The organism is Pseudomonas sp. MWU12-3103b, assembly GCF_023100615.1.
Classification (GTDB): domain Bacteria; phylum Pseudomonadota; class Gammaproteobacteria; order Pseudomonadales; family Pseudomonadaceae; genus Aquipseudomonas; species Aquipseudomonas putida_A.
In genome coordinates this window covers 1-19,255 of sequence record NZ_JALMEY010000017.1, presented here as the reverse complement: position 1 = coordinate 19,255, position 19,255 = coordinate 1, and the positions used below count along the sequence as shown (strand labels likewise).

Annotated in this window: 15 protein-coding genes; 6 read left to right on the top strand and 9 right to left on the bottom strand. The window is 61.3% G+C overall.

The window, feature by feature from the left end:
* Positions 1 to 33 precede the first annotated feature (33 nt).
* Complete coding sequence (locus M0808_RS23005; RefSeq protein WP_027614144.1) at positions 34 to 348, top strand: putative quinol monooxygenase; 315 nt, start codon at positions 34 to 36, stop codon at positions 346 to 348.
* Here the strand turns inward: M0808_RS23005 and M0808_RS23000 are convergent.
* Positions 338 to 1,102 carry a sulfite exporter TauE/SafE family protein gene (locus tag M0808_RS23000; protein WP_098967098.1) on the bottom strand — a complete coding sequence of 255 codons (765 nt, stop codon included), beginning with the start codon at positions 1,100 to 1,102 and terminating at the stop codon, positions 338 to 340. The two genes, M0808_RS23005 and M0808_RS23000, sit on opposite strands and share 11 nt — an antisense overlap.
* A gap of 214 nt (positions 1,103 to 1,316) precedes the next feature.
* Between M0808_RS23000 and M0808_RS22995 the strand changes: the two genes are divergently transcribed.
* The 4 genes from M0808_RS22995 to M0808_RS22980 all read left to right on the top strand — a co-directional run bounded on the left by M0808_RS22995 (position 1,317) and on the right by M0808_RS22980 (position 3,701).
* Positions 1,317 to 2,198 (top strand): LysR substrate-binding domain-containing protein, encoded by an 882-nt coding sequence (locus tag M0808_RS22995; RefSeq protein WP_247842526.1) that lies wholly within the window; start codon positions 1,317 to 1,319, stop codon positions 2,196 to 2,198.
* 44 nt (positions 2,199 to 2,242) lie between these two features.
* Complete coding sequence (locus M0808_RS22990; protein WP_247842525.1) at positions 2,243 to 2,818, top strand: NAD(P)H-dependent oxidoreductase; 576 nt, start codon at positions 2,243 to 2,245, stop codon at positions 2,816 to 2,818.
* A gap of 47 nt (positions 2,819 to 2,865) precedes the next feature.
* The gene (locus M0808_RS22985) at positions 2,866 to 3,237 is read left to right on the top strand and encodes a MerR family transcriptional regulator (protein ID WP_086793657.1); all 372 of its coding nucleotides are present in this window, start codon (positions 2,866 to 2,868) and stop codon (positions 3,235 to 3,237) included.
* Positions 3,238 to 3,350: 113 nt separating this feature from the next.
* Positions 3,351 to 3,701, top strand: a complete 351-nt coding sequence (locus tag M0808_RS22980) for a cupin domain-containing protein (RefSeq protein ID WP_098967093.1) — start codon at positions 3,351 to 3,353, stop codon at positions 3,699 to 3,701.
* Positions 3,702 to 3,948: 247 nt separating this feature from the next.
* Here the strand turns inward: M0808_RS22980 and mmsB are convergent, their stop codons facing one another.
* Complete coding sequence (gene mmsB, locus M0808_RS22975; RefSeq protein WP_247842524.1) at positions 3,949 to 4,836, bottom strand: 3-hydroxyisobutyrate dehydrogenase; 888 nt, start codon at positions 4,834 to 4,836, stop codon at positions 3,949 to 3,951.
* 9 nt (positions 4,837 to 4,845) lie between these two features.
* A complete protein-coding gene (locus tag M0808_RS22970) occupies positions 4,846 to 6,372 on the bottom strand; it encodes a CoA-acylating methylmalonate-semialdehyde dehydrogenase (RefSeq protein WP_247842523.1) in 1,527 nt (508 codons plus the stop codon).
* A gap of 150 nt (positions 6,373 to 6,522) precedes the next feature.
* Here M0808_RS22970 and M0808_RS22965 point away from each other — a divergent pair, with 150 nt between their 5' ends.
* Complete coding sequence (locus M0808_RS22965; protein ID WP_007962101.1) at positions 6,523 to 7,470, top strand: LysR family transcriptional regulator; 948 nt, start codon at positions 6,523 to 6,525, stop codon at positions 7,468 to 7,470.
* Here M0808_RS22965 and M0808_RS22960 read toward each other — a convergent pair.
* The 6 genes from M0808_RS22960 to recC form a co-directional block, all read right to left on the bottom strand.
* Entirely contained in the window at positions 7,467 to 7,922 is a 456-nt protein-coding gene (locus tag M0808_RS22960) for an OmpA family protein (protein WP_171061906.1), read from the bottom strand. The two genes, M0808_RS22965 and M0808_RS22960, sit on opposite strands and share 4 nt — an antisense overlap.
* Positions 7,923 to 7,965: 43 nt before the next feature.
* A complete protein-coding gene (locus M0808_RS22955; protein WP_135294907.1) occupies positions 7,966 to 9,234 on the bottom strand; it encodes a diguanylate cyclase in 1,269 nt (422 codons plus the stop codon).
* Complete coding sequence (locus tag M0808_RS22950; RefSeq protein WP_027614152.1) at positions 9,231 to 9,806, bottom strand: YfiR family protein; 576 nt, start codon at positions 9,804 to 9,806, stop codon at positions 9,231 to 9,233. Before M0808_RS22950 ends, M0808_RS22955 begins: the two co-directional genes overlap by 4 nt.
* 120 nt (positions 9,807 to 9,926) lie before the next feature.
* Positions 9,927 to 12,026: an exodeoxyribonuclease V subunit alpha gene (gene recD, locus M0808_RS22945; RefSeq protein ID WP_247842522.1), complete on the bottom strand. Its 2,100-nt coding sequence runs from the start codon at positions 12,024 to 12,026 to the stop codon at positions 9,927 to 9,929.
* Positions 12,023 to 15,712, bottom strand: a complete 3,690-nt coding sequence (gene recB / locus M0808_RS22940) for an exodeoxyribonuclease V subunit beta (RefSeq protein ID WP_247842521.1) — start codon at positions 15,710 to 15,712, stop codon at positions 12,023 to 12,025. The genes recD and recB overlap by 4 nt, the downstream gene beginning before the upstream one ends.
* Positions 15,709 to 19,161 carry an exodeoxyribonuclease V subunit gamma gene (recC, locus tag M0808_RS22935; RefSeq protein WP_247842520.1) on the bottom strand — a complete coding sequence of 1,151 codons (3,453 nt, stop codon included), beginning with the start codon at positions 19,159 to 19,161 and terminating at the stop codon, positions 15,709 to 15,711. The genes recB and recC overlap by 4 nt, the downstream gene beginning before the upstream one ends.
* Between the last annotated feature and the right edge of the window lie 94 nt (positions 19,162 to 19,255).

The window sequence follows — 19,255 nt, the reverse complement described above, 5'->3', positions numbered from 1 at the left end:
TTCCCGGCCATCTGCATTTGAGGAGTTGTTTCGATGAGTGAACGCCACGGTTTCATCCTGCATGCCAAGACCCGCCCGGAAAAAGCCGAGGCTTTCGAAGCGCTGTTTCGCGCCTATGTCGAGCCGAGCCGCGCCGAGCCAGGCTGCATCGAGTACCACATGCTGCGCGACAAGGAAGACCCGACGCTGTTCATCTTTTACGAGATCTGGGAAAGCCAGGCGCACCTCGACGTGCATTCGAACCTGCCGCACATGCGCGAATTTTTCGACAACCGCATGACGTATCTGGAGCGTGATTTCGATATCCGTCGGATCGACATGCTCAGCGCCTCGTCGGCTAGCCGCTGATCAGCAAATGGGCGCCGAGTGCGCCCAGTCCGATAAAGAACACCCGCTTGAACAGCACGGCACTGATGCGCTGACGCAGCCATTGGCCGAACCACATGCCCAGCATCGCCGGGATCAGCACCAGCAGCGACGCGCTCAATTCGCCACTGCCCAGTGCGCCGCGCCAGAACAGGCCGCCGGCCAGCGCCAGGGTCGACACGGTGAACGACAGGCCCAGCGCCTGCACCAGCTCATCGCGACTCAAACCCAGCGCCTGCAGGTACGGCACCGCCGGAATAACGAACACACCGGTGGCCGAAGTGATAACCCCGGTGATCAGCCCGCACAGCGGGCCGAGCCACGGTTCATGCCGGGGATTGACCTGCAGCGTTGGCAGCAGCAATCCGCTCAACGCATACAGCAGCAACGCCGCGCCCAGCCCACGCACCACCCAATGCCCGCCTGCCATGCCGATCGACAACGTGCCGACGGCGGTGCCGAGGAAGATCATCAGCAACAGCGGCCACAGGCGTTTGAGCAGCCCTTTCAGATGCCCGCCGAACGCCAATTGCCAGACATTGGTCAGCGTCGCCGGAATGATCAGCAGCGCGGCTGCCTGTGACGGCGCCATAGCCAGACCAAGCAGGCCCATGGCGACAGTGGGCAGACCGAGGCCGATCACGCCTTTGACCAGTCCGGCCATGATGAAAGTGGCGATGACCAGCAGGCACAGAGCCAAGCCGAGGTTTTGATAGAAGTCTGCAAATGCGTTCATGGCGCTACTGTGCGCTTTGGCGGGTGCGTTGAAAATCTGCCATATACTGAGGCTGCCTCTGCCGGTACAAGAGGCTGTTAATTGCGTTGCGGCTGATGGCCCCTTCGCGAGCAAGCCCGCTCCCACAGTTTTGGATTCACCACTGATCCACTGTGGGAGCGGGCTTGCTCGCGAAGAGGCCCGCCCAGACACCACAACAACCACAGGCGGCCCCATGCACTTCGACCTCACCGACCTGCGCCTCTACCTGCACATCCTCGACGCCGGCAACATCACCGCCGGCGCCGCCCGCAGCCATCTTTCGCTCGCCGCCGCCAGTGCGCGCATTCGCGCCATGGAAGCCTCGCTGGGCACCGAGTTCCTGCAGCGCGGCCGCCGTGGCGTGAGCCCGACGCCCGCTGGCAAGGCGCTGGCCCACCACGCGCGCATCCTCCTGCAACAGGCCGAACGCATGCAGCAGGATCTGGCCGACTACGCCCAGGGCGTCAAAGGTCAGGTGCGACTGTTGTGCAACACCACGGCGATCACCGAATACCTGCCGGAAGTGCTCGCGGACTTTTTGCGCGAGCATCCCAACCTCGACATCGATCTGCAGGAACTGCCCAGCGCCCGCATCATCCACGCCTTGCGCCAGGGCGCAGCCGATATCGGCATCGTCTCCGATGCAGTGGACACCACCGATCTGCAGACCCAGCCGTTTCGCGACGACCCGTTGCGACTGATCGCGCCGCACGGACATCCACTGGCCGACGCCGCCGAGGTCAGTTTCAGCGACGCCCTGCACCACGATTTCGTCGGCCTGAGCACCGACAGCGCGCTGGCGATCTACCTCGAAGAACAGGCGCTGCACAGCGGCTCGCGCATGCAGGTGCGGATCCGCGCCGACGGTTTCGAAGGGGTGCTGCGCATGGTCGCCCGAGGCGCCGGCCTCGCCATCGTGCCGCTGGTGGCCATTGAACGCGCGACGCCGCGCTCATTCAACAGCATCCCCCTCAACGAGCCATGGGCCCGCCGCACGCTGATGCTCTGCGCCCGGGACTTCAGCGCGCTGCCCGGTTATGCCAAAGCCTTGCTGCAAGCCTTGACTCTCCCCTGAGGGGCAGACTTCATCCTTGGCGTTCAACGGCAAGGAGCATGACCATGGGCAAACGCATTCTGCTGATTCTCGGCCATCCCGGCGCGACGAGTTTCTGCGCCGCACTCGCCGAGCGCTACGCACAATCAGCGCTCGATGCCGGACACCAGGTGCGTCAGCTACGCCTGGGAGAGATGGCTTTTGACCCGGTGTTGCGCCAGGGGTATCAACAGGTTCAAGCGCTGGAAGAAGACTTGAGCCGCGCGCAATCCGACATCCTTTGGGCCGAACATCTGACGCTGGTCTACCCGATCTGGTGGGGCGGCATTCCAGCGCTGCTCAAAGGTTTTTTTGATCGGGTGTTGCTGCCGGGATTCGCTTTCAAATACCGAAAAGGCAAACCCTTTCCCGATCAGTTGCTCAAGGGGCGCACCGCGCATTTGCTGGTGACGATGGACACGCCACTCTGGTATTACCGCTGGATCTACCGGATGCCGGGACTGCATCAGGTGCGCAAGACCACCCTGCAGTTCTGTGGTATCAACCCCCTGCGCACGCTGACCTTCGGCCCGCTGCTTGACTCCAGCGACCGGCAGCGCCAGCGCTGGCTGCATCAGGCGCACGCTATCGCCCGCCGCTAAGTCTGCCGATAATGCGCCGCACGGTTTCACATTGAAAAAGGACTTTTATGTACATCGGCCAAGCCGCGCAACGTGCCGGCACCACCATCAAAAGCATTCGCCACTACGAGTCGATCGGTCTGCTGCCCACGCCCCGGCGCCAAGGTAAATATCGCCTCTACGACCAACAAAGCATCGAACTGCTGATCTTCATCAAATGCGCAAAAGAGATGGGCTTCAGGCTCCGGGAATTGCAGACGATTTTTGCCGCGCATCATGGCGAGGCCATGCCATGGGATCTGGCCCAACAGGCTATCGAGGCAAAAAAACGCGAGATCAACAGCAGCATCGCTGAGCTGACGCGGCAATACGCGCAACTGGAAGGTTTCGAAATCGACCTTGAACGGGCGCGGGTCGAATGCCCGCTGGAAAACCTTTGACGGTTTGCGCGTTTCTGAGCAGCTCGATGTCGAGCACAGACAACTGAGCGGCAACCGGGCGCTATAGGGTGCGAGTTGGTTTCTTTGCCATCCGCCCACTGCCCGGAGTTCTCATGACCGCGACCGCCCCCATCACCGTTCTGCGCGACACCCACCCGCTGCCGTTACTCGATGCCTGCAAATGGGAAAAACTCGAAGGTGACCCGCACACCGTCAACCTCAACGCTTACACCAGCGAAGACGGCAGCAAGATCATGGGCACCTGGATCTGCACCCCGGGCAAGTGGCGGGTCGATTATGTGAAGTGGGAGTACTGCCATTTCCAGGAAGGCTACTGCATCATCACCCCGGACGGCATGGCGCCGATTCACCTGCGTGCTGGCGACATCTTCGTGGTTGAACCGGGGATGAAAGGCACTTGGGAAGTGGTGGAGACCGTACGCAAATATTTCGTCTTTGCCTGATGCAAAAAAGCCGGGAAACCACCCGACGTGATTTCCCGGCAACACCTACTGCATTCTGGCTGACGCCATGGTTGTGGCGCCTGTGAGATTTGTGGCGAGGGGATTTATCCCCGATGGGCGCAAAGCGCCCCCCCGCATTGTGTCAGTTGAAACGCAGGCTCAGTGGTTGCGACTGCTACACAGTCGATCGGGGATAAATCCCCTCACCAAAAAGTCTCCGTTGCCACAAAAAGTATTGATGTCCAAGTTACTGTGGCTTGCGATAGCTGTTGATAATCGCCGAGAAGTCCTTGCCGCCCTCCCCGCGCTGGTTCATCGCCTGATACAACTGCTGCGCCACCGCGCCGAGCACCACCGGTTGATGCGCCTGACGCGCCGCTTCGGTCGCCAGCCCCAGATCCTTGAGCATCAGTTCGGCACCAAACCCACCGGTATACCCGCGCGAGGCTGGCGCCGTTTCGACGATGCCCGGCCACGGGTTGTACATTTCCGAACTCCAGCAACGCCCGGTCGAACTGTTGATGATCCCGGCCAGCACCGAAGTGTCGATCCCCAGCGCATCGCCCAACGCCATGGCTTCACTGACGCCGACCATCGAGATCGCCAGCAGCAGGTTGTTGCAGATCTTGGCGATTTGCCCGGTGCCGACTTCACCGCAATGCACGATGTTGCGGCCCATCTGCGCCAGCACCGGTTGCAGGGTGGCGAACAGTTCCGGAGTGGCGCCGACCATGAAGGTCAGCGTGCCGGCGGTCGCGCCGCCAGTGCCGCCGGAGACCGGTGCATCAGCCATGGCCACGCCTTGTTTGGCGGCAGCGGCGGCCACATCGCGGGCGGTCTGCGGATCTATGGTGCTGCAATCCACCGCCGGCACGCCTTTGCCGATACCGGCCAGCACGCCGTCCTCACCCAGCCAGACGCTGCGCACATGCACCGCCGCCGGGAGCATGGTGATCACCAGTTCGGCGTCTTCCGCCGCTTCCCGGGCCGAGGCGCGAATGGTGCCGCCCAGTTGCTCCAGCTCCGCCAGCACCGTCTTGTTCAGGTCGACCAGATTCAGCGAGTGGCCGGCCTTGATCAGGTTGCGCGCCATCGGCGCGCCCATGTTGCCCAGACCGATAAATGCGATTTTCATGGCCAGTCCTCAGCGCAGGTTGATGGTGGTGTTCACGCCGTCGTTGACGCTGTCGTCATCGAACCAGCGCGCCGTGACCGTTTTGGTCTGGGTGTAGAACTGCACCACTTGCTTGCCGTACGGGCCGAGGTCGCCGAGTTTCGAACCACGGGAACCGGTGAAGCTGAAGAACGGCACCGGCACTGGAATCGGGATGTTGATGCCGACCTGGCCGACGTCGATTTCCGTCTGGAATTTGCGCGCCGCCGCACCGCTCTGGGTGAACAGGCCCGTGCCGTTGCCGAACGGGTTGGAGTTGACCAGTGCGATGGCCTGATCGAGGGTGTCGACTTCCAGCACCACCAGCACCGGGCCGAAGATTTCCTGGGTATAGATCTGCATGTCGGTGGTCACGCCCGAGAACAGGGTCGGGCCGACGAAGTTGCCTTGCTCGTAGCCCGGCACCTTGATGTCGCGACCATCGAGTTCAAGCTTTGCGCCTTCCTTGATGCCGCTTTCGATCAGCTCGAGAATCCGCGCCTTGGCTTTCTTCGAGATCACCGGGCCGACATCGGTGCCCGCCTCGCTGCCGGCGTTGACCTTGAGTTTCTGCGCCAGCGCTTTCAGATCCGGCAGCCACTGTTTCGCCGCACCGACCAGCACCACCACCGAGGTGGCCATGCAGCGTTGCCCTGCCGCACCGAAACCGGCGCCGACCAAGGCATTCAGCGCTTGCTCGCGATTGGCGTCCGGCAGCACGACAGCATGGTTCTTCGCACCCATCATCGATTGCACGCGTTTGCCGTGCTTGCCAGCCAGGTCGTAGACATGCGTACCGACCGCGGTCGAACCGACGAACGACACCGCTTTGATGTCCTTGTGGGTGCACAGGCCATCAACCACGTCTTTACCACCATGAACGACGTTGAGCACACCTGCCGGAACGCCAGCCTCGATTGCCAGCTCCACCAGCAGCATGGTCGACAGCGGATCCTGTTCCGAAGGCTTCAAGACGAAGGTGTTGCCGCAAGCGATCGCCATCGGGAACATCCACAGCGGAATCATCGCCGGGAAATTGAACGGGGTGATGCCGGCGCACACGCCGATCGGCTGACGCAGGGTGTAGGTATCGACGCCACCGGCCACGTTTTCGGCGAACTCGCCCATTTGCAGGGTGCCGATGGAACAGGCGTGTTCGACCACTTCCAGGCCACGGAAAATATCGCCCTCGGCGTCGGCAATAGTCTTGCCCTGCTCGGCGCTCAGCACTACGGCGATGCGCTTGGAGTGCTCGCGGATCAGTGCCTGCAGCTTGAGCATGATGCGCATCCGCGCGCCGATCGGGGTCAGTTTCCAGGTCTGGAACGCGCGGTGCGCGGCACTGATGGCGGCATCGACTTCAGCGGCGGTGGCGAACGGAACCTTGGCCAGCACTTGCTGGGTCGCCGGGTTGACGATGTCGTGCCACTCGGTGGTCTGCGATTCGACCCACTCGCCGTCGATCAGCAACTTGACCTTCTGGACCGTGGTTTCGTTGGGCGTAAGCGATGCGTTCATGCTGGTCTCCAAAACTTGTTTTTATCGTAGGAGCCAAGGCGAAAGGGTTCGCCTTGAGATGAGGCGTGTGTCACGAATTGGTTGTCGGACTGTTTTTGGAGTATAGATGTGCAAACTTCTAATAAGAACGCACATATAAGCCCGTCCATCATGCAAAAAAACATCACCTCCCTGGGGTCGCTGAACTGGGACGACCTGAAGTTTTTCCTCGAAGTCGCCCGTACCCGCAAGGCCAGCACCGCGGCCAAACGTCTGGCGGTGGACTACACCACCGTGTCGCGGCGCATCAGTTCACTGGAAGCGGCGCTGGGTACATTGCTGTTCGAAAAATCGCGCACCAGCGGTTTTGTCCTGACCACTGAAGGCCAGCGTTTGCTGGGCTATGCCGAGTCGATTGAAAGCACGTTGCACATGGCTTGCGAGCAGGTCTCGGGCTCTGGTGTGGCACTTTCCGGGCATGTACGCATGGGCTGCACCGAAGGTTTCGGCAGTTTTTTCATCACCCCGCAGCTGAGCCACTTCGTCGACGCCTACCCGGCGATCTCGGTGGACATCCTGCCGCTGCCGCACTTCATCAGCCTGTCCAAACGCGAAGCCGATATCGTCATTGCCCTGGAGCGCCCGGAGCACGGCCCGTACGTGTGCTGCAAACTCTGCGACTACCGCTTGCAGCTGTACGCAACCCAGGACTACCTCGACCAGCACCCACCGATCCGCCGCCCGGCCGATTTGGGCAAGCATCAATTCATCAGTTATGTGGATGACCTGGCGTTCAGCTCGGAGCTGCTTTACCTGGCGAACGTGCTGCCCGGCGCCAGCGCAAACCTGCGCAGCACCAGCGTGATCGCGCAGTTCGTCGCGGCGCAGCAAGGGCGTTCACTGGCGATTCTGCCGTGCTTCCTCGCGGCGCAGGATCCGCGCCTGCTGCCGGTGCTGCCCGAAGAAATCGACATCACCCGACAGTTCTGGATGTACTGCCGGGAGGACTTGCGCAAGTTGAAGCGGATCACCCTGTTGTGGGATTACATCCGTGAGGTGACCGAGCGTAATCAGGGTCTGCTGATGGGGCAGACCCGCGAGATGCGGTTTGCCGATTAATCGGCGCTGACCACAATCGACACCCGGCGATTTTCGGTGCGTCCGGCGGCAGTGTCATTGGACGCCACCGGCTCGCTGCTGCCCAGTCCGCGCAGCTGAATGTTCTCTTCCTTCATACCGACGGTGGTCAGCACTTTGGCCACACTCTTGGCACGGCGCAGTGACAGTTGCTGGTTGTAGGTTTCCTTGCCCGAGGCATCGGTATGACCGTCGACCCGCACCCGCTCGATACCGACGCCGAGCAGTGCCTTGCCGATGCGTTCGACGATTTCGGTGCTCTGGTTGTTCAGGCTTTCGATATCGCTGCCAAACAGCACTTTGCCGGACAGGCCAAACTCCCAGCCCTCGTCGGTCGCTTCGAAGCCTTGTTGTTTGAGGACGGCGATCTGCGCCGGGGTCAGGCCTTTCTGCGGTGCGGTCTGGCACCCGGTCAGCGCCAGTACGGCGATCATCAGCAAGGCGGAAAACAGTCGAGCGGGAAATGTGAACACGGAATCAGCTCCTGGTTTGCAGATTGACGACCGGGCTCTCCGACCCGGCAGTGAATTGAGCGCCACGCGACAGGCGCTTGGCCTGATACATCGCGGCGTCGGCGGCGTTGAGCAAGGCACCTGGCGTGGCGCCATGATCGGGGAAAACCGCAATGCCGATACTGAGCGACGTCACCACACTGGTGTCGCCCGGCAGCGCGATGGGCATGTCCATGCTGGCGAGAATCTTGTCAGCAATGCGCTCGGCGTCCTCGATCTTGTGCAGCGGCGCGAGCAGTACGGCGAACTCGTCGCCGCCGAGCCGCGCCACCAGATCCTCTTCACGCAGTTGCGCGCGGATCCGATTGGCGACCGCCACCAGCACCGCGTCGCCAGCGGCGTGACCGAAGTTGTCATTGATGCCTTTGAAGCGGTCGCTGTCGAGAAACAGCACCGCCACCCGCTCATTGAGCTTGCCGGCGTTGCGCAAGGCGCGAATCAATCGCCCCTCGAAAAACGCCCGGTTGGGCAAACCGGTGAGGCTGTCGTGGCTGGCCTGATGGGCGAGGGTTTCGTTCTCGCTTTGCAGATGGGTCTGCCAGGATTCGAGTTCATCGAGCAGGGCATTGAAGTCGTTGCCGAGGTTGTCGAGCTCGGCGATCTGCGCCGGCGGTACCCGGCGATCCAGTGCTCGCTCGCTGCGGGCAGCGTGGGCCACCGCCGCGAGGCTGCGAAGCGGGCCGGTAATGCTGCGCAGCTGTCGGCGCGCCAGATACAGCGCGACCCAGGCACTGATTGCGGTGCAGAGAATGATCCCCGCCAGACCGCTGAGCAAGAAGCGCATCAGGCTACCGCCGTGACCGACCAGCAGAATACGCCCGATTTCACGGTCCTGATGCATGATGGGCAGGCTGATCGGCTTTTCCAGAATGGTCCGGGCAGCCTGCATTTCCAGTTGGGAAAACAGACCGTTTTCGGGCCGCTGCCAACGCGCCAGCAACTGCCCCTGTGTGTCGAACACCTGGGCATCCGCCACCTCTTCGGTGGACGCGATCAAGGCCAGCGCTTCGGTGGCGGCGTCCTTATCGTTGAACACCACCGCCGCTTCCACGGTGTAGCTGATCGAACGTGCAATCAGATGCAGGTTGTGATCGGCGTACACCCGCAGCGCGAGAACGCCCAGCAGGGTCAGCGACACGCTGGCCATCGTCACGGCCACCAGCGCGACAATCAAATGGCCGCGGCCGATGACCGAGCCCAGTGTCGGGCGGCTCCTGGAACGAAACAGCTTCATGGTGCCGCCGGTTTGCGGCGCGACAACTGCAGTACGCTCGGGTGGATGCGTACACCGCTGCGGGCGACGGAGTCGAGATTGACCTCGAAGGAAACCTGCTGATCGCCGACCCGCAGGCAGAACAGGCTGCCGACCGTGCACTGATCGCCCCCTTCGCTGATGCTCAGCACCGGATGGCCGATCAATGAGGTGAACAGCCGACTGCGTTCATCTGCGGTGAGTTTGCCGATGTACACCGCATCGCATTCGCTGACGATCGCCGGGTTGTCGGCCAGCAGTCGGCGCACAGCGACCGGACGACCGGTGGCTTGCGTAGTGCCTTTGACCAGGTCATCGGTGTATTCGGTGGGGCCGACGATGCACAGGCGCAATTGTGCGGGTTCCACCGGCCAGCGCGCGTAACTGAGGATGCCCAGCACAACCTGCGTCACCGACTGGGCGCGCTGCTCGGCCATGCCCACCGGCGTCTGTGCCTGCGCCATGGCGGCGCCGGTCAGCAAACAGAGCAGACCGACAAGCAATGCGTGCTTGCAGCGAACCACGCGCTCTGTCGCCCAGACAGCCACCTTCATGCAGGGATTCTCTTGGATCGTACCGAAATGATGCCGCAACGATAGCACAGCGCAGTAACACCAGCGAGACAGCAGCTGCTGACCAGTTGGTCAGTAATCGGCACCGAACATCAGGCTATTTCATTCCCGAACCTCGCCACCTTCTTCCAGTTCCAGCATCAATCCGCTCAGGCGCTTGACCTTGCGCTGCACCGCCTCTTCAAACACGCCGGCCCGGGGCTCGATCAAAGTGAACCAGTGTTTGGCCCGGGTAATACCGGTATAGATCAATTCCTTGGTCAACACCGGATTCAAGGCGTCCGGCAGGATCAGCGCGGTGTGGGCGAACTCGGAGCCCTGGGATTTGTGCACCGTCATCGCGTACACCGTTTCCACATCGTTGAGCCGGCTCGGCAGCACGAAACGCACACCGCCCTGCCCGTCGTTACGCGGAAAGGCCACGCGCAGCACCGGTTTGCCGGCGTCCGGGCCTTCGCGCTCGGGCAACTTGAGGGCAATGCCAATATCGCCGTTCATCAGACCCAGACCGTAATCGTTGCGCGTCATCAGCACCGGCCGGCCTTCATACCATTGCTGGTCATGCTCGATCAGGCGTGCCTTGAGCAGCGTTTCGGTGATCCGCAGATTCAACCCTTCAACGCCCCAAGGCCCCTTGCGCACAGCACACAACAACTGGAAGGTGTCGAACGCCTGCAGCACTTCCCGCGCCCAGTTGATCCAGTCCGGATGCTCCAGCGGTCTTTCCGCTGGCGGGCGTTGTTGGCGCAGGATATTCAGATAGTGGCGATAACCCTTTGGACCTTCCCCATGACCGTCGAGCAGCAGCCGCTCGAACGTGTGATCGTGTTCGCCCTTGAGCGGCAGGGAAAACACATCGTCGTAGTGTCCGGCCGCCAGCAACTGGCGCGCCTCATCCGGCAACTGCTGATTGACCCGCCGCGCCAGTTGACCGATGCCGCTGCCTTCACCGAAACGCCGGGAGTGGCGCAGCATCACCAGTTGCTGCGCCAGGGGATGCGAACCGTCGTCGTCTTCGTGCAAACCGCTGTTCTGCAATGACTCACCACTGACCGACTCCAGCCATTGCCGGGTCTGCGAGTTGTACCAGCCAGCCTCGGCATCGCGGCACAGATCGCCGAGCACCGCACCCGCCTCCACGGAGGCGAGCTGATCCTTGTCGCCAAGCAACACCAGACGCGCATGCGCCGGCAAAGCATCAAGCAGATTGGCCATCATTTCCAGGTCGATCATCGACGCTTCGTCGACCACCAGCACATCCAGCGGCAAGCGGTTGCCGGCATGATGACGAAAGTGTCGGGTACCGGGACGACTGCCGAGCAGACGGTGCACGGTGGTCACGTCGCAGGGGATTTTCTCGCGAACGGCTTCGGCGACCTTCAGCGACTGCACCTGCTGGCTGATGGACTCGGTCAACCGCGCAGCGGCTTTGCCGGTGGGTGCTGCCAAGCGAATCCGCAGCGGCTGACCGGCCTCCACGGCAGGTGCCTGGAGCAACGCCAACAGGCGCACCACCGTGGTGGTCTTGCCGGTACCCGGACCACCCGTGATGATGCTGAAGGCTCCCCGAGTGGCAAGCGCGCAGGCGAGTTTCTGCCAGTCGATCACTGCTCCGGGCCTGGCGGGGCCGAACAATTCATCGAGACGCTGGGGCAAGTCATCCGGCGGCGTTTCGCCTTGGGCCAGACGTGTGCGTAACGCCGCATCGATACGCCGCTCATAGGCCCAGTAGCGCCGCAGGTACAGACGCTTGCCGGACAGCACCAACGGTCGCTGATGCGCCGCTTCGCTATTGTCCGCAGCGAGTGCAACCAGAGCGCTGCTCGCCAGCACCTTGCACCAATGGGCGCCATCCAGCGTTTCAAGCAACTGCGACGGCAGGAGCAAGACATCACTTTGCTCATCGCCTTCAGGAGGTAAAGACAGGGCGAAATCCGGGGCCTTGAGGGTTTCGAACAGGTCGAGGCAGACATGTCCGTGACCCAGTTGATGGCTGGTCAGTGCGGCAGCGAGCAACACCAGTGGATCGGACTGGGGTGCGAGTTCGTACAGAAAACCGATAAAGGCCTTGTCCAGCGAACGAAGCCAGCCTCGCTCGACCCAGCGATCAAGCAAGATCAGCAGATCCGAGGCACTGGTCAGTGGCGCCAGGCTCGACGGGTTGTCGATAGCCGATGACAGATCGGCGAAGGTACGGCTCATAGCAGGACTCCCTGTTCCCATGCGGGTTCGGCCTTGGGTTCCGGCTTGCCCTGGAAAAGGCGATCCAGGCGCTCGATCAGTTCGCGCGGCGGCCGCGCAAAATACACCCCGCGACTGTCTGCCCGGGTCCCGCGCAGGAACACATACAAGGCACCACCGACATGCCGATCGTAATCGTAGTCAGGCAACCGCGCCTTCAGTTGTCGATGCAACGCCAGCAGATACAACACGTATTGCAGGTCATAACGGTTGTCGAGAATCGAGCGCTCCATGGCTTGCTCGGTATAGGCCGCATCGTCGACACCCAGCCAGTTGGATTTGTAGTCGGCCACGTAGTAGCGCCCTTCATGTTCGAAGGTCAGGTCGATGAAGCCTTTGAACATGCCGTTGAGCTGTACTGGCTCGGCGGCCACTCGTGCCACACCGTTGTGGGTGTACTGGCGCACCCACTCATCGAGTTTGAGAACATCGACCTTGTGGCTGGCGAACCAGAACTCCATCTCGACGCGGTACTGTTTCAGTTGCTCGAGAACCACCGGAGGCTGTCCGCCACCTGCTGGCAGCGACGACTTGAGCAAGTGTTGCAGCCAGTCACTCAGGGTGGTGATCCACCCCTCCCAACCACGCAGGTTGCAGCGCCGGCCAATCGCATCCTTGAGCGTTTCAAAAGGAACGGCAAAACCTTCGTCTCCGGCCCATTCGAGCAGACCATGAAGAAAGGTTCCCGGATTCGGACCGCGAGGAAAACGATGAATATCGGCGCCACCGGCGACGATCTCGCGTGGCGCATCCGGGTCGAGACGCTCATCATCAAACAGCTTTTGCGCTTGTGGACTGTCCGGCGCCTCATCGCTGCCCAGGCTCAATACGTCACTGATGCGCAAAGCACTGTAAGAGGCAATCCACCAGTTTTCGCTGGCCTTGCGCCTGGGCACCAATGTAGCGCTGAGGATCGCTTCGTTACGCTCGGGCCGGTAGATATCCTGAGTGGCTTGAGGCAACTCCCCCAAGCTGATGGCCGTGCAGTTCTGCTGCAAATCCTGCAGCCAGCGGCTCAGACCGGTTGACTCATCCAGCCTTGCGCCGCCACCCAGCAGATAGCCAAGCGCCGAAAGATGAAGCACCGAACCGTTGTTATTACCGCGTTTGAGGTCCGTGACACCCAGCCAGCAGGCATGTTGCGCGCGAGTCAGGGCGACGTAGAGCAGACGCAGGTCCTCGGCCAGACGCTCGTCATCCGCCAGGGCGATCAATTCGGCGGTCGGCTTCAGTGTCACCTGGGCTTCGCCGGAGGCATCGTGGTAATGCAGCGGCAAGCGACTGCCATCCACCGGTTTTGCCGAGCAGATGAACGGCAGGAACACCAGTGGATACTCAAGCCCCTTGGACTTGTGAATGGTCACGACCTTGACCAGTTGCTCGTCACTCTCCAGACGCAATATCTGCTCTTCGCCGGCCTGACCAGACAACGCCAGAAGCTCGGCCAGATGACGAATCAGCGCTTGCTCGCCATCAAGCTCAGCGGCAGCCTGCTGCATCAGTTCCGACAAGTGCAAAAGGTTGGTCAGTACCCGCTCGCCATCACTGCGTGCGATCAGGGTCTGCGGCAGGTGAAAGTCGTGCAGCAGGCGCCGTAACATCGGCAACACACCTTGCTTGCGCCACAGTTCGCGATAGCCACGAAACTGCATGACCCGGGCTTCCCAGACCAACTCGTCCTGATTCAAACGTTCCAGTTCAGCCAACGGCAGATTGAGGGTGATGCAGGCCAGCGCAGCCTTCAGAGAGCGCTCGACATCCGGCTCCGCGCAGGCCTTGAGCCAGGAGAGCAGGTCATGCGCTTCCTGGGCGGCGAACACCGAGTCCTTGTCCGACAGGTAAACGCTGCGCACGCCACGGGCCGCGAGTTCTGCGCGTACGGCTTGGGCCTCTTTGCCGTCGCGTACCAGAATCGCAATGTCAGAGGGTCGCAAGCCTCTGAAGTCTTCTCCGTCGCGGACAAATCCCGCCGCACCGGCTTGCCCGCCATTGAGCAACGCGGTGATTTCGCTGGCACAGGCCGCCGCCAACTGCTGGCGATAGACCGCGCCTGTCAGCGGCTGCTCCGTCGACAGGTGCCAGACATTCAGTGCCGCGACATCGTGCCCGGCAATCTGCAGCCGCTCTTTGCGCCCCTGAGACTCAACAGGCTGGAACGGCACCGGGTTTTCACCGGTTTTTTCCCGAAACAAAAACGCGCCGCGTCCCTGTTCGCGGGACTCGGCGCGTTCGAATACGTGATTGACCGCGTTGACCATGCCATGGCTGGAGCGGAAGTTGGTGCCCAGCGTATGCAGGCGGCCGGCAGTGGCCTGACGCGCACGCAGGTAGGTGTAGATATCGGCGCCACGGAACGCGTAGATCGCCTGCTTGGGGTCACCGATCAGGAACAGGCCGGTATCCGGACTGTTGTCCTCGATGCGGTAGATGCTCTCGAAAATCCGGTATTGCACCGGGTCGGTGTCCTGAAACTCATCGATCAGAGCAACCGGAAACTGCTCGCGGATCACCGCAGCAAGGCGCTCGCCGCTGTCGGATTGCAACGCCGCATCGAGGCGCAACAGCATGTCGTCGAACCCCATTTCCGCACGACGACGCTTCTCTTCCTCAAAACGCGCGCCCACCCATCTCGCCGCATGTTGCAATACGGCGGCATCGGGGGTGGGAAGCGCGTCGAGGCTCGACTTGAGCCCCGGCATCGCGTCGAGACCCGGATGACTCGGTGCCTGGCCCTTCCAGGCTTCGGCCATTCCGTCAGGGGTCAATCGGGTGAAACCGGTGCCGATGTCCAGTTGCTCCATGGCCTCGTCTTCGGCCCACGCCTTGAGTTTCTCGAACCAGGGCTCGAAGTAGCGCGCCTGCATCTTGCGTCCATCGACGGCTTTGCTCGCAACGCCTTCGTGACAGATCACCAGCAGCTCATCGGCCCACTGACGCCACGGCATCTTCAGCTCAAGCAACGCGGCACGCCGTTCTTGCAGACACTCATTGATCAATTCTGCAGGGGCCTTGCCGTCATCACTGTCGCGCTCACTGCCAAACAGGCCGCGCACTCGTGGCAACAACGCTGCCGGCCCACCCCAGTTAGCGCGAACCCAGTTCAGCGCGTCGCCCTGCATCGGGTAACAGAACAGTCGCCAGTAATCGCGCAGTACTTCACCGAGCAGATCGCTGTGATCGGTTTCCAGGGACTGGGTAAACAGGCTGCCGCTGTCGAACGCGTGTTCGCGCAGCATGCGCTGGCACCAACTGTGGATGGTGGAGACAGCCGCTTCATCCATCCATTGCGCGGCGATGTCCAGGCGATTGGCGCAACCGGGCCATTGTGCCGGGTCAAACTGCTCGCGCAGCTCGGCAATCAAGCCATCCGGCGCCGGGGTTTCTTCACGGAAAAACCGCGCAGCCTCGGCCAGCCGCGTACGGATTCTTTCACGCAGCTCCTTGGTGGCGGCATCGGTGAAGGTCACCACAAGAATCTGCGGGGGCAGCAATTCACGGCCGAAGCCGCTCGATTCGCCGCCGTGGCCAAGGATCAGCCGCAGATAGAGAGCAGAAATGGTAAAGGTCTTGCCGGTACCCGCACTGGCTTCGATGAGTTGACTGCCGTGCAGTGGGAAGGCCAGAGCCAGCGGTGTTTTGGTACTCATGCGCGTGCCCCTTCGCTGGCCAACGAGCGCCATGGCGCTTCAAACAGGGGGCGATACAACGCGTCGCACCAACCGGAGAATGTTTCGTCGGCACTCAATGCGTCAAAGTCAGCGAATTGGCGTGACAGCGCAGGGCTTTCACGGCGCTCACCGTCACTGGTCTGGCCGTCGCCTTCGTAGGCTTTTCTGGCAGCCGCCTCAGCCTTGAGCGGATCAGTCTGCGCAAGCCAGGCGAAGGCCGTCTTGACCGCGATCGGCAGCGGCTGGCGCATGCCGGCCTGCCAGGCGAGCAGCAGATCACCCAGAAAACGAACCGCTCGGTCCTTCTCCGTCGGCTCAAGCAGCAGCGTATCGTCACTCGCCACCAGTGCCGTGGTCAGGATAAGTCCGCTGGCGCAGGCCACCAGGTGATTGACCCACGGCTTGATCAACCGATGCCATTTTCGACTTTTGATCGAGCCGATGCTGTTGGGAATGGTCGTGACCGACAACACGCCACCGTCAGCGCGTTGATGCAAACCGGCGAGCCAGCCTTCAACACGCACGCCCTGCAACTCTAGACTGACCGGGAGCGCGCTGGTCAATGGTGTCGGCCATAACGCCAGAAGGTGTTGGTAACGTTGCAGCAAGTCCGGTAACGGCTCGATCAACTCTCGTTGCAAGCATTCGCCGAAGCCGGCCATGGGCAGCAATCCGCTGTTTTGCAAACGCCGCGCCTGATCTTCGAGTGCCCGATCGATATTGTCGGGCTGCCGGAGTGCGGCGTTGAGCAGGCTGTCGCTCAGTGTGTAGCGTTGCAATGCGTCCAGCACGAACGGTTCTTCGTCAGCCAGGGGCGCCTCGGCGGCCTCGAAGTACACTTTGAGGCGCTGCGTGAAAAAGTGCCGGACCGGGTTACGCAAGAAATCCTGCAGAAGAGCCAGACTCAGCGGCTCCTCCTGAACATGGGGCGCGAGTAGCTCCATCTCATGTTGTGGCGCATGCACCTGGTGCAAAACCTGCCATTCACGGGCATAACTGAATAGTTGATCGCCGTCATGGAAATAGCGCGAACTGAACGGTTGCAGGGGATGCTCCTCGGTCATGGAGGTCAACAGATCCTGATGCTCATCGAGCGACCGCCAGCCACTGGCGAGGTGATCGCGCAACTGCCCGATCAGCACTGAAGCAGGCCGTTCACTGTTGTCGCGAATGCTGCGTCCGACCCAACTGATGTACAGCTGATCGCGCGCAGACAGGAGCGCCTCGAGCAACAGATAGCGATCGTCTTCACGCCGGGAACGGTCCCCTGGCCGGTAGTCACTGCCCATGAGGTCGAAATCCAGCGGGGGTTGCGCCCGGGGATAATCGCCATCGTTCATCCCCAGCAAACAGACAAGCTTGAACGGGATCGCCCGCATGGGCATCAGCGTGCAAAAGTTTACTGCGCCGGCGAGAAAACGCTGGGACAGACGCCCCTGATCCAGCCCCGCGAGCCAGGCTTCGCGAACCACCGTCAGCGGCAATTCATCGACCAACCCAACGGATTCACAGGTCTGCAGCCAGGTTTCGCGCAACTCCTCAAGTTGCGTGAGCAGATAATCGTCGTGCTCGTTACTGGCCTTGAAAAACAGCTGCATCAGGATTTGCAGGCGCTGGCCCCACACCTTGGGCTGAGCGACTTGAGTGAGTTCGTGATGGGCCAGTTCCAATGCATCGAGCAGGGCAACCAACGGACCGATCAACGCAGCATCCAGACCACCGATTTCATCGTAGGGTTCGATACCGGCACAGGCGCTGGAGCTGCCAACTGCGTACCCCAACAACATCCGCCGCAAACCGAAATGCCAGCTGTTCTGTTCAAGCTCATCCGGCAAGCCCAGGCCGGCACGTTGCCCGGCGTTCATTCCCCAGCGCACGCCTGCTCCTTCGATCCAGCGATGCAGAGTAGGCAAATCACGCTCTTGTACGCCAAATCGGGCGCGCAACGCAGGGACGTCGAGCAGATCGAGGATCTCGCTCACCGGGAAACGACTATCGGGCAGCTTCAGCAGGTGCTCGACAGCAATCAGCAACGGATCGCGGCCCCGCTGGCCCTGGTCGGCCAAGGTAAATGGAATGAAGCGTGGATCATGTCGATCCAGTTGTCCGAACACCGCCCGGATATGCGGCGCATAGCTGTCGATGTCCGGCACCATCACAATTACATCTCGTGGGCGCAGATCTGGATTGGCGCTGAAGCGTGCGAGTAACTGATCGTGAAGGATTTCCACTTCGCGCTGGGCACTGTGGGCTATGTGGAAGCGGATCGACCCATCCTGCGTCAAGTCAACGGCAGGCCAGCGCTCACGCGTTTCATTGAGTGGCCGCAACTCGAGGATGTCGTCCTGAAGTTGGTTGAGCATGTTATGTGGCTGATTTTCGCTGAACAGATCAATGCGCCCGTCACGAAACGCCGCGCGATAGCTGTTGGGGTCATCGTAACTGTCGAGCAGGTTGATATAGTCGCGGCCTTGCTTGCCCCAGGCGGCGAGCAGCGGATGAGCATGTTGGTGCAACGTTTCAGGATCGAGTACGACCGGCATGCCGTTCTTGCGGCTCTGACGCTTGTATTGATGACGCAGCAGATCCTTGTCGGCGACGATATCGGCCCAGTGGTGTCGGCAAGGGTTGTGTACACACAACAGCACCTGACTGAAACGTGCGAGTCCGGCCAACGCTTCAAGCACCTGGGCGGGCAACGAGGATATACCGAACACGATCACCCGCGAGGGTAGTCCTGCTGGTGCATGTTCGAGGGAATTTATGCACTCGATAAATCGTTGATGAACACCGGCGCGGCTCTGGGCCATGCCTTGCTCACCGACATCTTCCAAAAGAGCACGCCACAGTTCAGCCTGCCAGCAACTTACTGGAGGCAGTGGCTTTATCTCGCCTCGAACATTACGTAACTGATGCCGGCCCTCGGCCCAATCTTCGAGCCAGTCGGCCCGATACACCTGATATTGGTCAAACAGGTCTGCCAGGCGCTCGGACAACTGGTAGCGCTTGCGCAAGTCGGTGTCATGGGTGAGGAAGCGTTGTAGCGGTTCGAAATGGGGGCGATCAATCACTTGCGGCAACAGGCGCATCAGCCGCCAGGTCAGGGGAGCTTTGTCGAGCAGGGATGTGGCGGGGATTTCGTCTCGGCCCAACACCATACGGTAGAGCTGCCACATGAAACTGCCTGGAAGCTGCACATCGATGGCAGCGGCTATTCCGCAACCACCGAGATCGTCCTCTTCAGGATCTTCTGCCAATGCCAGCTTGAGCCATTGGGCGATACCGTTGCTTTGGACCAGAGCGATTTCATTCTCCAAGGGAGCCAATGGGTAGCGCCGCATGATGCTGACCACCAGGCTGCGCAGCTCGTCCAGGCTATTGCTCTGAACCACCATGAATGCAGCGTTGAGGGACGAGGCGTCCGGCATAAAAGCTTCCTTGGAAAAGTACAAAAGCCAAGGCAGAACCTTAGCACTGTCGGCAGGCTGTGACAGCCGGAAGGGCCTACCGCATGCTGTAGGA